11 protein-coding genes are annotated in these 15,583 nt (G+C 66.4%); all 11 read right to left on the reverse strand.

From position 1 onward, the window contains the following. Positions 1–12: 12 nt before the first annotated feature. Positions 13–1,434: an AmpG family muropeptide MFS transporter gene (locus JYJ84_RS13005; RefSeq protein WP_175222412.1), complete on the reverse strand. Its 1,422-nt coding sequence runs from the start codon at positions 1,432–1,434 to the stop codon at positions 13–15. Between the two features lie 119 nt (positions 1,435–1,553). After that, positions 1,554–2,162, reverse strand: a complete 609-nt coding sequence (gene metW, locus JYJ84_RS13010) for a methionine biosynthesis protein MetW (RefSeq protein WP_122946520.1) — start codon at positions 2,160–2,162, stop codon at positions 1,554–1,556. Then, positions 2,159–3,304 carry a homoserine O-acetyltransferase gene (locus JYJ84_RS13015; RefSeq protein ID WP_122946519.1) on the reverse strand — a complete coding sequence of 382 codons (1,146 nt, stop codon included), beginning with the start codon at positions 3,302–3,304 and terminating at the stop codon, positions 2,159–2,161. The genes metW and JYJ84_RS13015 overlap by 4 nt, the downstream gene beginning before the upstream one ends. A 387-nt stretch (positions 3,305–3,691) precedes the next feature. Beyond that, positions 3,692–6,616 (reverse strand): autotransporter outer membrane beta-barrel domain-containing protein, encoded by a 2,925-nt coding sequence (locus JYJ84_RS13020; RefSeq protein ID WP_236027651.1) that lies wholly within the window; start codon positions 6,614–6,616, stop codon positions 3,692–3,694. Positions 6,617–7,056: 440 nt separating this feature from the next. Beyond that, a complete protein-coding gene (locus JYJ84_RS13025; RefSeq protein ID WP_175222413.1) occupies positions 7,057–8,160 on the reverse strand; it encodes a fimbrial protein in 1,104 nt (367 codons plus the stop codon). A 284-nt stretch (positions 8,161–8,444) separates the two neighbouring features. Then, complete coding sequence (locus JYJ84_RS13030) at positions 8,445–8,984, reverse strand: fimbrial protein (RefSeq protein ID WP_122946517.1); 540 nt, start codon at positions 8,982–8,984, stop codon at positions 8,445–8,447. Between the two features lie 460 nt (positions 8,985–9,444). Beyond that, positions 9,445–12,126, reverse strand: coding sequence for a fimbria/pilus outer membrane usher protein (locus JYJ84_RS13035; RefSeq protein WP_122946794.1), 2,682 nt, complete (start codon positions 12,124–12,126; stop codon positions 9,445–9,447). A gap of 115 nt (positions 12,127–12,241) precedes the next feature. Continuing rightward, entirely contained in the window at positions 12,242–13,006 is a 765-nt protein-coding gene (locus JYJ84_RS13040) for a molecular chaperone (RefSeq protein ID WP_122946516.1), read from the reverse strand. Positions 13,007–13,111: 105 nt separating this feature from the next. After that, the gene (locus JYJ84_RS13045; protein WP_122946515.1) at positions 13,112–13,654 is read right to left on the reverse strand and encodes a fimbrial protein; all 543 of its coding nucleotides are present in this window, start codon (positions 13,652–13,654) and stop codon (positions 13,112–13,114) included. A 545-nt stretch (positions 13,655–14,199) separates the two neighbouring features. Beyond that, complete coding sequence (gene slmA, locus JYJ84_RS13050; protein WP_175222414.1) at positions 14,200–14,865, reverse strand: nucleoid occlusion factor SlmA; 666 nt, start codon at positions 14,863–14,865, stop codon at positions 14,200–14,202. Further along, a complete protein-coding gene (locus JYJ84_RS13055) occupies positions 14,832–15,578 on the reverse strand; it encodes a pyrimidine 5'-nucleotidase (protein WP_240201855.1) in 747 nt (248 codons plus the stop codon). The genes slmA and JYJ84_RS13055 overlap by 34 nt, the downstream gene beginning before the upstream one ends. Positions 15,579–15,583 lie beyond the last annotated feature (5 nt).

A 15,583-nucleotide genomic window follows, 5' to 3' on the forward strand; every position in this document is an offset into this window, starting at 1 on the left:
CGGTGCAGGCCGTTACTGCGCACGGCTGGCCTCGCCGTTGCGTGCGGCACCGTTCCACGGCGCGATCTTGAACAGCAGCAGCATGCCGGGAATCGCGAGCGCGGTACACACGATGAAGTAGTCGAACCAGCCGATCTTCGCGACGATGAAGCCGCTCGCGGCCGATGCGAGCGTGCGCGGCACCGACGCGAGGCTCGTGAACAGCGCGAATTGCGTGGCCGTATAGCGCGGGTCGGTCGTGCTCGCGATGTACGCGACGAACGCGGCCATCGTCAGGCCGGTGGTGAACGTTTCGACGCCGTAGACGAGCGCGAGCGCCACGGTCATCGGGCTGAAGTGCGGCGTGACGGCAATGCCGAACGCCGACAGCACCGACGCGATCGCATGGCTCGTCGACACGGTGAAGTCGTAGAGCATCGCAAGCACGGGCGAACCGGGGCCAAGCTGCGCGAGCCACGCGAAGCCGAGCGTCGACACCATCTGCAGCGCGCCGAAGATCCACAGCCCGCGGCCGATGCCGATCTTCACGAGCCAGACGCCGCCGATGATGCCGCCGGCGACGCTCGCGACGAGCGCGGTGGTTTTCGCGACGATGCCGATTTCGGTGCGCGAGAAGCCGATGTCGAGGAAGAACGACGTCGACAGCGTGGTGGCCATCGTGTCGCCGATCTTGAACAGGAAGATGAACGCGATGACGAGCAGTGCGCCGGCCCAGCCGTCGCGCTGGATGAATTCGCGGAACGGCAGCACGATCGCGTCGCGCAGGTTGCGCGGCGGCGTACCGACCACTTCGGGCTCGCGCACGACGAGCGTCATCAGGATGCCCGGCAGCATGAACGCGCCGGTGAGCGCGAACACGGCATCCCACGGCATGTGGTCGGACAGGATCAGCGCCAGCGAGCCGGGGATCAGCGCGGCGAGCTTGTACGCGTTCACGTGTATCGCGTTGCCGAGGCCCTGCTCGGTGTCGCGCAGCAGCTCGCGGCGGTACGCGTCGATCACGATGTCGGCGCTTGCGCCGAAGAACGCGACGAGCGTGGTGAGTGCGGCGACCGTCCAGATCGAGTCGCGCGGCGACACGAAGCCGAGCGCGGCGATCGCACCCGCGACCAGCAGCTGCGTGAGCAGCAGCCAGCCGCGCCGGCGGCCCGGCCGCCAGCCGGGCAGGCGCGGGACGTAGCGGTCCATCAGCGGCGCCCACAGGAACTTCCACGTGTACGGGAACTGGATCAGCGCGAACAGGCCGATTTCCTTCAGGTTCACGCCCTCGGAGCGCAGCCATGCCTGCACGAGGTAGACGAGCGTGAAGAGCGGCAGACCCGACGTGAAGCCCAGGAACACGCAGATCAGCATGTGCGTGTTCAGGTAGGCTCGCCAGCCGGGGTGATCCTCGTGAGCGGTGAGTGCGGGCGCCTCGTGTGGCGTTTTCGACATGGACAGAAACTGGGTAGCGTTGACTGATTGCGGCGGCAGCGCAGGCGGCGGCGCGGGTAGCACAGCGGCTCGGCCGCACGGGCGTGCAGGCCGTCTGCGTTCGTCAACGGCTCCCCGGCTCAGCTGCGCTTGACGCGGTAGACAGCAAGACTACCACGCCAGTTCGCTCCCCATCGAATCGGTTGGCCTCCGTGCAGCACCACGCGGTCGAGGATCGTCACGCCGACTTCGGGCGCGAGCGCCTCGAAATCCTCGATCGTCAGCACCCGGACGTTCGGCGTGTTGTGCCACTGGTAAGGCAGCGACTTCGACACCGGCATCCTGCCGTTCAGCACCGACAGCCGGTGCGGCCAGTAGCCGAAATTCGGGAACGACACGATGCATTCGCGCCCGACCCGCGCGGTTTCGCGCAGGATCGCGGCCGTCTGGTGAATTGTCTGCAAAGTCTGCGACAGGATCGCGATGTCGAAGCTGTGGTCCTCGAACAGGCGCAGGCCGTCTTCGAGGTTCTGCTGGATCACGTTGATGCCGTTCTTCGTGCTGGCGAGCACGCCGGCGTCATTCAGTTCGATCCCGTAGCCGGTCACGTCCAGTTCTTCCATCAGCAGCGCGAGCAGCGAGCCGTCGCCGCAACCGAGGTCGAGTACCGTCGAGCGCGGTTCGACCCAGCGCGCGATCGTGCGGAAGTCCGCGCGCGCGGACAGGGAATTCAGCGCTTGCTGGTTCATGCACCCACCTCGTTGGCGATTCGTTCGTAATACGCGCGGATCAGGTTGTGATAGCGCGCGTCGTCGAGCAGGAACGCGTCGTGACCGTGCGGCGCATCGATTTCCGCGTAGCTGACCGTGCGCTTGTTGTCGAGCAGCGCCTTCACGATCTCGCGCGAGCGGGCCGGCGCGAAACGCCAGTCGGTCGAGAAGCTCGCGATCAGGTATTTCGCCTGCGTGTGCGCGAGCGCGGCCGTCAGGTTGCCGTCGAACGCCTTCGCCGGGTCGAAGTAGTCGAGCGCGCGCGTGATCAGCAGGTAGGTGTTCGCGTCGAAGTAGTCGGCGAACTTGTCGCCCTGGTAGCGCAGGTACGACTCGACCTCGAATTCGACGTCGAAGCTGAAGTTGTACGCGTCGAGCGCACCGTCGGCGCGGCGCAGCGCACGGCCGAATTTCTCGGCCATGTCGTCGTCGGACAGGTACGTGATGTGGCCGATCATCCGCGCGACGCGCAGGCCGCGCTTCGGCTTCACGCCGTGCGCGTAGTAGTCGCCGCCGTGGAAATCGGGATCGGACAGGATCGCCGAGCGCGCGACCTCGTTGAACGCGATGTTCTGCGCGGACAGCTTCGGCGTCGACGCGATGTCGATGCAGTGCGCGACGCGCTCCGGATACATCAGGCTCCACGCGAGCGCCTGCATGCCGCCGAGGCTGCCGCCCATCACCGCGGCGAAGCGCTCGATGCCGAATGCGTCGGCGACGCGCGCCTGCGCGTGCACCCAGTCCTCGACGGTGACGACCGGAAAGCGCGCACCGTACGGCTTGCCGGTCGACGGGTCGACGCTCATCGGGCCGGTCGAGCCGAAGCACGAGCCGAAGTTGTTCACGCCGATCACGAAGAAGCGGTTGGTGTCGAGCGGCTTGCCCGGGCCGACCATGTTGTCCCACCAGCCGGTGCTGCGCGGATCGTCCGCGTAGACGCCGGCGACGTGGTGCGACGCGTTGAGCGCGTGGCAGACGAGCACCGCGTTCGAGCGCGCGGCGTTGAGTTCGCCGTACGTCTCGACGACGAGCTGATAGTTGCCGATCACGCTGCCGCTTTGCAAGCGCAGCGGTTCGGCGAAGTGCATGGTCTGTGGAGCGACGATGCCGATCGATTCCATTCGTTCCGCCTTATGACTGGGCAGCTAAATGGTGTCGGCGATGCGCGGAGTCGGAGGTGCGCGGCTGACGACCTCTTTAGCCGCATTTGTAGTGAACCGCCGGGACAAGGACGAATCAAGGCCCCGGCTGGTTCGCGCGCCCGCAATCGAGTCAGCAAATCGGCGCGTTTCTGGCTGCCGCCCGAGAGGCGGCAGTCGGCAAAGTATAGCGGAAATTGCGGGGCGCGGATTCGGGCGCGCCGGGGTGGCCGGCTGGCGGCCACCCCGCGTGTTGCTGCGTCGGATGCGGCGGCCTGCACGGGAGGTGTCGCTCGGCGCCGCGTATGGCAGGGGCGGCGTGGCCCGTCAGGCCGCCGCCGCCGTGCCGTGGCGTCGCGTCGCGTCGCGTTACCAGCGGTACTTCGCGGTGAATCCGCCCTTGACCACCGCGTAGTCGGACAAATTCGCCTCCACGCCGAGGCTGGCCGATACCGCGAAGCGCTTCGATATCTGCCCCGTCGCGCCGATGCGGAACGCGGCGCGGTCGCGCGGCACGCTGAACGAGAACGCGTTGCCGTCGAGCGTCAGCGACCGCGAGCCGGGGCCGTGCCACCAGTTTGCCTCGACGAACGGGCGCAGCTCGCGGCCGGCCGCGATCGCGGTGACGCCGTGCACGCGTACGCCGACGCGGGTCAGCACGTCGGTCGAGCCCTGGCCGTCGAGATAGCCGCCTGCCGTATGGTGCGCGGCCGCACGGTAGTCCGACACGACGAGTTGTGCCTGCGGCTCGACGAAGAAGCGGGTATCGCCGCGCTCGTAGAAGCGCAACGAGTGGCCGGCTTCGACCGAGCCCGTGACGGTGCGCGACCGGTACGAATCGCCGGCCAGACTGCCGCCGATCCGGTTCGCATACGCGCCGTACATGAACCACGCATCGACATACGGGCCGGACAGGATGTCGCGGTTGCCGTACCACGTGCCGTACAGGCCGACGTTGTAACCTTCGACGCTGCCGCGCGCGGTGGCATCCGCGATGCGCTGCTCGGCGGCATTCCACGGCGGCCGCGTCGACCAGCTCGTCTGGCTGCCGTACATGCCCATCGCGCCGGCCCGGATGCGGCCGCCGCGGCCGTCGTCGAAGCGGAGCAGGTCGGCCCCCGCGTGTACCAGGCGGCCGTTGCCCGACACGCTGCGTGCACCGCCCGACATCGACGTGAACTGGCCTTCGGCGCGCAGCCACGCGGCGCCGTCGAGCGGTTGCGATCCTGCGCGATCGGTGCGCAGCGACTGGTCTTCGCGCTGATGCAGCGTGTGGATCGCCATCATCGCGGCTGCGTCGGCGTTCGCGAGATACGCGTCGGGCTCGGGTGCGGTGGCGCGCGGCGACGGTGGCGTGATCTCCGGGCCGATGGGCGGCTCGGGTTTCGCGGCGGAAACGAGATACCAGTCGTCTGCGTTGCCGCCGTTGCCGCCGCGCGCGAGCATGTAGTCGTAGCCGCCGGCGGACAGCGTGCGGAAGCCGCGACGGTAGCCGTCCGACGCGGTGTCGAGGGTGAATGCCGCGGCATCGGTCGTGCCGCCGTTGCGGGTCTCGACGATCGGGATGCCGACCGTTGTCGGCGCACCTTCGCCAGCCGTGCGTTGCACGACGATGTTCGTGTTGCCCGACGCATGGCCGCCGTCGATCACGAGCCGGTCCGTGGGCGACGTATCGTCGTGCAGCGTCGTGTGGATCAGCAGCCGGCCGTCGCGGGCCGCATAGTCGCCGTTGACGACGAGCGTGCGCGGGGTGCCGGCGCCCGGTGCGGCGAACGCGATGGTCGAATCGTTCAGCGTGACGGCGCCGACCGCCGAATCGCGGGTGACCGTCCACTGGCTGCCGCTGTCGAGCGACAGCGTGCGGACGACGTCGGTCGCACCCGTCCACGTGGAGGCGCCGGTGAGTGCGACGTGGGTGACGGGCGGTGTCGGGTTGCCGTCGTCGTCCGGGACATTCACGATGTCGCCGTCGGCCTGCGCGCCGGTATCGAGCGACAACCGAACGGGCTCGCCGGACGCTGCGTACACGGACATCAGCGTTCCATTGCCGCCGAACGCGCGCGCGTCGTTTCGCAGTGAAATGGCCGCGCCGGATGCGGCGATCGCGTTGCTTCGTTCGCTGACGAGCGAGCCGCCATCGACATTCAGCATGCCGCCTGCGCCGACAGCGGCTGCGGCAGCGCCGTTGCCGGTCGTCCGCGCATCGGTGCCTGCGAGGTCGATCGTGCCGCCGGCACCGACATAGACCGCGGTGGCGTTCTCGCCATGCGTGTCGACGGTCATGTCCGCCAGCGTGGCGCGGGAGCCGTTGCCGCTCGACAGCACGCCGTACGCGCGCTCGCCGCGGGTTTCGATGCCGCCGCCCTTCATCGCGACCTGGCCGCCGAGACGCGCGATCGCGCCGATCGAGCGCTTGCCGGTGGTCGTGACGAACGTGTCGCTGGCCTGCACGACGGGGGTATCGGTGTATTCCTTCGACGCGTACAGCCCGTGTGCGCTTTCGCCATGCGTGACGACACGCGTGCGGGCCAGCTCGACGCGGGCTTCACGCGTATCGACGCCGACTGCGGCATAGCCGTCGGTTTCCAGGTGTGAATCGGTGAGCGTGGCCGTCGTAGCGCCGGGCAGGTGGATCGCCGATGCATAGTCGCCGGTCGTCCGGATGTCGGCGCGAGTCAGCGCTGCGCGGACATCGTCGTAGCTGATGGACATGCCATAGGCGAACATGCCGCTGGTGCGGATCAGCGTGTCGGCGACGTTGATGATGCCGCCGGGTACGTAAGTGACGGCGATGCCGTATGCCTCCTTGCCGCGCGTCACGATCACGCTGTCGGTGAGGTCGAGCCGGCTGCCGTTGCCGTCGAGCGATGCGCCGTGCGAATAGTCGCCATCGGTATCGATGGACACGCTGTCGGCCGACACGCTGCCGCCGTAACGGATGTCGAGGCCGGCGCTGGAACCGCCGCGGGTCCGGATTTCGGTGTCGCGCAGCTCGACGCGCGAGCCGCGCCCCCACGCGGCAGCGCCCGCCGCGACGTTGCCGGACGAGAACAGGCGAGTCTTGCCGGTGGTGGTCAGCACGCCGCCGTTGACGGCGGAGAACACGGCTTCGCCGGAGACGAGCGTCGAGTAGAAGCCCGGTGCGACCTCGAGCGTGACGCCGTCCGCGTGCTGCGCGCCGCCGCCGTTGATCTCGGCCGCCGACGGCCACGGCATCACCGCGCCGGCGAGCAGCGCGGAGCGTGCGAGACGCCGGCCGGTGCGGACGGGAATGAATGGGAACCTGCGATTCACTTGCTCACCTCGATATCAATGAAGTAGGTGAAAGTTAGCCTGTGTGGGGGATGTGTGAAATTGGACGAGTTCGAATTTCGACGGAAGCCGGTTGATTGCATGGCGTGTCATCGAAATCCGGGATGCGCGATCCGGGCGGTGCGGGCATGCCGCGGGCCGATCAGGGCCGAACGGGCGAGGGATGCAACGGCATGCCGCGCACGTCGATCAGGCCGCGCCGCGCACGCGTCGTGTCACTGAATGGCGGTGCCGCATGCCTCGGCGATGGTGCGAGGCACGGGCAGGGTGCTGCCCAGGCGCATTGGTGTTGCCGGCGTGGTGGCGGCGCGATGCCCGAGCGTGCCCGTCGCGTGTGTATCGGCAAGCGATGCCGGACAAGCGGGGCATATGCATCGCGATGCCACCGCGCCACGGCAACGAGCCGGTGCGCGGGCGCGCATTTACTGGTAGCTCATGGTGAACGTTGCAACGCCCTTCACCGTTCCGGCGGTAACGGGCCCGGTGGCGACGTATTGCGCGCTGAGCGGAATATTCGTCAATCCCGACGACGGTGCGACATACCACTGGTTCTGGTTGCCGACCGCGGCCGAGTCGGGACCATAGAAAACGGGTTGCCCATTCCTCGTCACGCGGAGCTTCACGCCCGTCGCCGATGAGCCCTGCGCCAGCGTCAGCAGGTCGCTTCGGTTCGTGACGTCGGTCAGATCGGTCAGCGTCACGAATACATTCGAGCCTGCCTTGCAGGACAGTCCGATGTTGAAACCCGTATCGCCCGCCGTGGCGCCGACACCATTCAGCTTGCCGCTGCTGACCGGCGGCATTGGTACGCGGACATCCGTCGTCGTCACGTCGCAGCTTTTTTTCATCGGCTCGATCGTTGAGCCAGAGCTGGTCCAAGTAAGGGCGTGGTGCCCTGTCGCACCGCTTCCGGGCCACCGCCTCCGGAACTCAAAGCTCAGCATGCGGAAAGGCCCCAACGGTAGTTTGGCGTTGTAGATTTTGTCGCTCAGCTTGATCATTTCATACTTGACCCTGATCGTGCCCGTGATGTCGGTGGGTGCGGGAAGCGGTGCCCCCCATTGCTGCTGGCTGCTGGTCACGGACATGACTTGACCTGTCTCCAGGTTTGTCTTGCGAAAGCCGATCCATTCAAATATCGGATACTCTGTCCAAAAGCCGGAGTATCTCCCGACGCCCGGGAACTGGGAGGGGTAGCCCGACCGGTCCAGGGCCCAAACTTCGTACCCGCCGTCCCCGCCGTTGCCTGCCTTGTTCGGGGGGCAAGAATAGGGAATGTTCACAATGAACGTTGCAATGACGGCGCCGTCCGGTGTTTGGGGCGGAACGATGACTTTCGGGAAATCGAACTGCGTAAAGCCACCATTAACCTCGTTCCAGCTATTGCCTGAAGTGACACAGACGAGCTGGGTCGGCGGGGGCAGCGGGGCCGCATGGGCGGAATTGATCGTGCCCAGCCAGGCAAAGCCGAGGCTCAACGAGTACTTCAATATTCGAGCGATAAATCTATTTTCAATCGAAATCATTTGCACCTCTTATGGCCGGCCCGACCGATTCCACGGTGAATATTCCGCTGTAAAGCGAGTGGCAAGGCCGCAGAAAAAGCTTTTCATGCAGAAGTCGCGGTTCAGTGAAGAGCAGGCGATCGGGGTGTTAGCGTTGCTTCGCGCGACGTCGATCGCCGCCGCGTAGGGCGGCATGCGCAGCGGCAAGCGCTTTTCCATCGCCGATGACGCTGGCGCGCATGGATGGTTGCCCGCGCATCGATGGATGTCCGATGCGCGGGGCGCGCATGACGCGCGCGATGTGGTTACTGATACATGATCGAGTACGTCACCGACGTGTTCACCGTACCCTGGGTAGCGGCGTTGCCCATTGCGACGTACTGTGCGTAGTACGGCAGCGTCGCGGCGCCGTTCGACAGTGCAACCGCCTTCGAGTTTTCGTCTGCCTTGCCGAGTCTGATGTTGGAGTAATCGGCGCCGTTGAGCAGGCCGACTTCGACGTTCGTCGCACCACCCGCGTTGATCAGCTGGCCGGTCGTCGAGTTGACCGTCGCGCCCGGCTCGAAGTGCGTGTAGACGTTGCCGGTCGCCGGCGAGCAGTCCTTCAGGCCGATCGTGAACGGCGTGCGGCCCGCGGTCATGCCTCCGCTCGAGAGCGCCGACGTCGACACCTTCGGCAGCGTAACCGTGAAGTCCTTGCCTTGGCCGTTGCCGTCGATCGTGCAGGTCCGCGTGCCGATCTTGCCGGTGATCGTGATGGTGCCGTCGGCGGCGTGCGAAACGGCCGGCAGTGCCGCTGCGGCAGCCACGGTCAGGGCGGCGATGCTGGAGAATGCGAATTTCATGTCAATTCCTCTGGTACTAGGTAGATAAACGGACTCCGCCGTCGCGCCGTCCGCATGCCGTGACCGGCGATACGGATGACGCGCGGTTTCGTCCAACAGTGGCCTCCCGATGCAACCCGTTCGGATTGCTGAGCAGAAGCCTGTTCCGGCCGCCGGCTGGGCCGGTGGCCGCCGGGGAGGCGAGCTGGTCGTCCGCGACAGGCCGGACAACTTGACGCTTCCCCGAAAGACGGTGACGCCGGGCGCATTGGCCGGAACGAGCACGTTGCCGAATGAAAACGAATACCGATCGATATTCGCCTCGTCCGGACCGATGCATGCGGCCCGATGTGCGCACGAAAATGTCGACTCGCGTGCCGCAAGCGCTGTGGCGAATCCGCGTGCCAGGCGTGCGGATGGATTCGCTGTATCGATGCGGCGAGTCGAAGTTCATCAAAAAAAATCTCCCGTTCCTGGACACTTAGCGCTGTGTCGTCGTGTCGTGACGTGCATCGGCGTGCGACTCGGCATTGCCCGGTGTCGACGAGCCGCGAGGACTGTTGGTTTTGGGTACGCCGTAATCGCAGATCGCATCGGCACGCGCATACACATCGCTATCGCGTTGCTTGGTCGGCAGGTGATAGGTGAACTGGCAGGATTCCGTCGCGCGATTGCCCCATTTCGCGGTCAGCGTGCCGGACTCGTTTAGCCCGCGAACGAACAGGTTGCCGCCTTGTCCGAGCGTGCCGACCATCTGGCCGTGTTCGTCCAGCACGCTGGCGCCGAACGGCGGCGTGCCGCCGTTCGGCTGACGCACCGTGAGCAACGCCGCGCGCCCGCTGACGGTCGCGAACCTGATCTTCACGATCGAGTTCGCGCGCGGCGCGATCTGCTGGCTCGTCGACAGCATTTCGACGTCCAGCGGAATGCCCTTCGGATCGAGTTCGACCGTGTTCATCTGGTACGGCGTCAGATACGGCAGTACCGCATAACCGCGGCGGTCGATCCGGACGTCCGTGCCGCTCGTGATGCGCGCGCCGACGGCGTCCTTCGCCTCGATGATCGCGGCTGTTTCACCGAGGTCGTTGGCCAGCGTGACGCCGCCCGCATGACCGACAAGCGCGCCCGATACGCCGGCGGACACGCTCGAGTAGCCGCTGCCGCCGCTCGCGCTGCCCGACAGGGTCGCGAACGGGCTGCGATACTGCGCGTTGCCGCCGCCGGAGGTCGTACCGCCGCCGGTGGTGGCATTCACGCCGTACGAGAGCGCGTTGGTCGCGCCCGCGGAACCGCTCAGCGACATCTGGCCGAGCGTGCCGCCCTGGTTGTCGTGCGTGACGCTCGTGCTCAGCGTCGGCGCGTACGACCCCCGGCCGAGCGGGAGCGTGACGTTCGCGTACACCTGGTTGTTCAACCGGCCGGTATAGCCGTCGCGCTGCCGCGAGACCGACAGGTTGTAGCTCAGGTTGAGACGACCCACGCGGAAGTTGTTGTTGTAGCCGAGCTGGAACTGCGTGGTGGTGCCCTGCCGATTCCAGTAGCTGGCCGTCGAACCCACCGCGAACAGGCTGCCGCGCCCTTCGCCCAGCGTCTGGTTCAGCGTGAGCTGAACCTGGTTGCGTTGCCGGTACGCGTCGTTCGGATCCGCGCCCGCGGCCGCCCGCTCTCGGGCGTACATCGCATCGCGCATCGTCCAGTAGCCGCGCGACGAGTAGCGATACGCGGCGACCGCGATGTTCGTGCCGGTCGGCTCCAGGAACTTGCTGTAGCTCAAGCGCACGCTCTGACCGCTCGTCGCCGAGACGCCGGGGATGCGCGCGCTGGCGTGCGTGACGTCGACGGCGAGTGCGCCCACCGGCGTGTTGAACGCCGCGCCGACCAGCCCGGCCAGGTAGCTTTCCGCGACGATCGCGCCGACATAACCGGTCAGCAGGTTGTTGATACCGCGCTGATACGTGGCCTGTGCGAAGTTCGGGTGACGGTCGAGCTGGGGCTCGCGCATCTGGCCCACCGCGATCCTGTAACGCTTGATGCCCGGGCGCAACGATTGCACGACCGACGCGTACGGCACGGTGAAGCTGTGTTTCCTGCCGTCGGCTTCGGTCACGGTGACGAGCAGGTTGCCGCCGTAGCCGGTCGGGTACAGATCGTCGATCTGGAACGGACCCGGCGCGACGTTCGTTTCGTAGAGCACGTTGCCGTTCTGCGACACCTTGACGTGCGCGTTGCTCGACGCGACGCCGCGAACCACCGGCGCATAGCCGCGCATCGAATCGGGCAGCATCCGGTCGTCCGTCTCGAGTGTGGCGCCGCGCATGCCGACGCTGTCGAACAGCGTGCCGTCGGTATAGGTCTCGCCGAGCTTCAACTGGCTGCGCCAGGCCGGCAGGTCGCGCTGCACATATGTGTTGAGGCTCTGGTAGCGGCTGTCGCCCTGCGATTGGGCCGTATAGGTGCCGTCGTGGCGGAAATGCCAGTTCCCGACGTTGACGCCCGTGTTCAGGCCCAGGTATGCCTGCGTGCTCTCATAGCCTGATGCGGTGTTGCGGAATACGTTCGCGTTGTACTTGACGGTCGCGCTTGGCACGCCGCTGTCCCACAGTTCCGGACTGACGTAGCCGCGCGGGTTGCGCAGCAGTGCCGCCTGCGGAATGCTCACGTTCAGGCGCAGGTCGCCCATGTCGAATTCATAGGCAGCATCCGCGACGAGCGTGTCGATGTCCGTGCATTCGCCCGCCTGCACTTGCGCAAGCGCGGCGCGCCCGGTGTCGGTGAGCGCCTGGTCGTCGAGACCGAACCGGGTCACCAGCGCGCGATCGAAGCATGGCTTCGCGTCGACCGAGCCGCTTTCCGCAGCGAAATGCACGGTCGAGCGACCGTTCCACCGTCCGTTGAGGTAAACGTCGACCAGGTAGTCGCCCGGCGTGACCGGGTTGCCTTTCGCGAAGCGCTCGAGATCGAGCCGCTGCCCGCGCGGCTTCATCATCAACGTGTCGTTGAAGTGAACCTGCGCGACTTCGAGACGGCTCCCCGAGGCGGCGGCCGTGTCCGCGGCGGCTTCGACGGCCCAGCCGCCAAGCGCCGCCATGACGAACAGGCAGGTCGGCTTGAGCTTGAAACACGGGGTGGCCTCAGGGGGCCGAATGTAATGATTCGCTCGCATGAATTCAACGTATCTATGCCGCATCGTCATAGTGCGAGCGACGGTGTGCCCTCGTCGGTGCGATTGCTGCACCGACGGATCCGACACGGGATTGAGTCAGGTAAGGACGGGGGCTTCAGCGTGCCGCTTTAGGCGCGTAGGACCCTTTCACGCCGGCGCCGTAGTCGTCGAGGAACGTGTAGTCGACCTGGATCGGTCCGGTGGGCGGCGACGGCACGTTGCCGACGTCGAAGCGCTCGGTGGCGCCGGGCTTGACCATGCCGCCGATCTCGTTGGACCAGGTCGTGCCGCCGGACTTGACCGTCAGCCGGGTGAACGTCACGTGGTACGGCGTCGGGTTGCTGGCTTCCAGTGCATAGCCTCCACCGGCCTTCGGCGCGAAGTTCCAGGTCACCTTCTCGGCGGATTCGTCAGCCACGCCCTGCAGCGCGGCGGGACGGAAGAACAGCTTGATGCGCGAACGAAACGCGAGCTGCAGCAGGTTCGGCGCATCAGGATCGTCGGCCGCCTGCGGCGGGACATCGAGCACGTTCAGCCAGTACAGCGTTTCCTTGTCCTGGGCGAGCGGTTCCTTCGTGTAGATCAACCTCAGGCTTTGCCCCTTCTTCGGATCGAGGCGGAACAGCGGAGGCGTCAGCATGAACGGGACCTTCGAATCGTCCGGCAGCGCGCTGGGGTTGCCGTCGTCGATCCACGCCTGAACGAGCGACGGCCTGTCGCCCTCGTTGGTCAGCTTGACCGTGACCTCGCGCTCCTTTTCCGGATACACAACGCGTGTGCCGCCGATCACCACGCTGGCTTGCGCCGCGCCCGCGCCGGCCAGCGACGCGATCAGCATTGCGGCACCCACGCGCGAGCGCCAGTTCATTGGCATCTTCATCGTCGACTACTCCTTCTCGATTGACAAACATGTACCCCGTCGGTACGGGGGCGGCCCGTGCCCACCATTCCCTCGCGTGCCCGGGCCGCCGGTCGGGAGGCCGGATTACTGGTACGAGACCGAATACATGACCGACGTGTCGACCGAGCCGGAGGTGGCCGCGCCACCCGTCGCGACGTATTGCGCGTAGTAGTCGAGGGTTGCCGTGCCGCCCGAGATCGGGACGGTTTGCGAGTTCTGCTGACCCTTGACCGCGCCGAGCTTGATGTTGCTGGCGTCCTTGTTCAGCAGGCCGATCTCGACGTTCGTCGCCGTGCCCTTGTCGTTCTTCAGATTGCCGGTCGACGCATTGACCGTCGTGCCCGGCTCGAAATACACCGATGCATTGCCCGAGTTCGGCGAGCAGTTCGACAGCACGATATTGAACGGCAGTCGGCCGGCAGTCGCGCCGGACGTGGCGAGCGCGGACGTCGATACTTCCTTCAGCGCCACGGTGAAATCCTTGCCGCTGCCGTTGCCCGAGATCGTGCAGGTTTGCGTGGTGATTTCACCGTTGATCGTGATCGTGCCGTCGGCGGCGTGGGCCGACGACGCGACGGCGAGGAGACCCGCTGTTGCCATCAGAATGGAAAGTGCTTTTTTGGACATGTAAGTACCTGTTGGTAAGGGGCTTGCGTCGAAAGACGACGCACCGACGTTTCCTTCGCGCTGACCAGGCCGGCGTTGCGATCGGGCGGTCGACAACAGCGCCAGGAAACAGAAAGCATTATTTCCAAGTAAGGCAGGCGAAAGAATTGGACGTTTTCTAAGTCGCCACCTGAATGGATGGGACTGGTACTAAATTTGTTTGAAGAATGGTTAAGCGCTACGGGCGCACGGCCGAGGCGTCGCGTAGCGGTGGCGGTGCAGGAGCGAGACGGCGAGCAGTGTGGTCAGCCGGAGCGGCAGCGCTGGAGCGCCCGCCCGCATGTCCGACGAAGTGACGCTCAGAAGAGCGGCGAGGAAGATGATATGGAGTGCGAAATAATTAGCGGAGGTTGCGTGTGCAAGTCAGACACCGGATCCGGCATCGGCAGGACCGGTTCGAGCGTATGCCCGCGAGTCAGCTCACGCGGCGCGCGGCCTTGCCTTCGTGCGTATCGACGATGCCGGCGGACGAGCCCGGCGACCGGACGCGTTCGTCGCCGCGAACGTCATTGCAGGATCAGCTGCAGGTGCGCGCCGGCCTGCTCGGAGGGCGGTTTCTGAAACCCGCCCTTCGCGAAGCGGTGCCACCGGCCGATCACATAGCAGACGAGCAGGCTCGCGCGCGCGCCGGGATCATAGTCGGCCGGCAGCACGAACGGCGTCGCGCCATCTTGCGGCGTGTTGGCCTCGGTGCGGGCAACGCGCAGGCACTGCTTGACGGTCGCCTCGATGCGGTCGAGCAGCTGGTTCACGCGTTCGGTGAGCCGCTCGTCCTCGCCGACCAGCGCCTCGCCGGTCAGCACGCGCGTCATGCCGGGGTTCTTCGCGGCGAAGTTGAGCATCGTCAGCGCGATCGTGCGTGCCTGCTGCACGCCGTTCGGCTCTTTCGCGACGATCTGGTTGACGAGTCCGAACAGCGCCTGCTCGATGAACTCGATCAGCCCTTCGTACATCTTCGCCTTGCTGGTGAAATGCCGGTACAGCGCGGCTTCCGACACGTCGAGCCGGGCCGCGAGCGCGGCGGTCGTGATTTTCTCGGGCTTGGGGGCCTCGAGCATCGCCGCGAGTGTCTGCAGGATCATCACGCGGCGCTCGCCCGGTTTCGGGCGCGCGCGGGTGGGTGTGGCCTGGCTTTCGGTTACGGCTTGGTCCTGCGGGTAAGTCGGCTGCATTTCTGTCGCCCCGATCGTGTGCCCAGTCGGAGCGATTTTAACGAACGAATGCGTTGATCGACATAGTGCGGGCGACCGGTGGTCGGTAAATGGCCGGGCAGGTGGCCCGTGATCCACACCGTACCGATGCCGAGGCGCTTGTAGCGCTTCAGGTGGCCGCGCGTATCCTCGACGAGGATCGCGTCTTCCATGCGCGCGTTCGCGGCGCGCAGCGTCCGGCGCAGCATCGTGTGATCGGGCTTCGCGCGCCAGGTTCGGCGGTCGCGCATGTGCTCGATCGCGATCACGCGCTCGAACAGCCGCTCGATGCGCAACTCGCGCAGCACCGCGCGCGCGTAGTTCTCCGGCGCGTTGGTCAGCACGAACTTGCGCCCGGGGAGCGCGGCGACGATGCGCGCCAGCCCGCGTTCGGCGCGCAGCATCGCGGGCAGGTCGGAAAACGTATGGACCGCACGCAGGAAGTCGTGCGGGTCGATCGGATGATGGCGCGTGAGGCCGAGGAGCGCGGCGCCATAGCGCTCGGTGTAGCCGTTGCGCAGGCGGTCGGCTTCGGCGCGCTCGACCTGCAGCGCGTCGATGATGTATTGCGTCATCGCACGGTTGATCTCGGGAAAGATCGCATGCGACGCGTGGTGCAGGGTGTTGTCGAGATCGAACAGCCACACCGGCGCGCCGGCGCGGGGCCGGGGGGGGGGGGGGATACACCTCAGCAGCGGCC

The organism is Burkholderia sp. LMG 13014 (assembly GCF_905232215.1).
Lineage (GTDB): Bacteria > Pseudomonadota > Gammaproteobacteria > Burkholderiales > Burkholderiaceae > Burkholderia.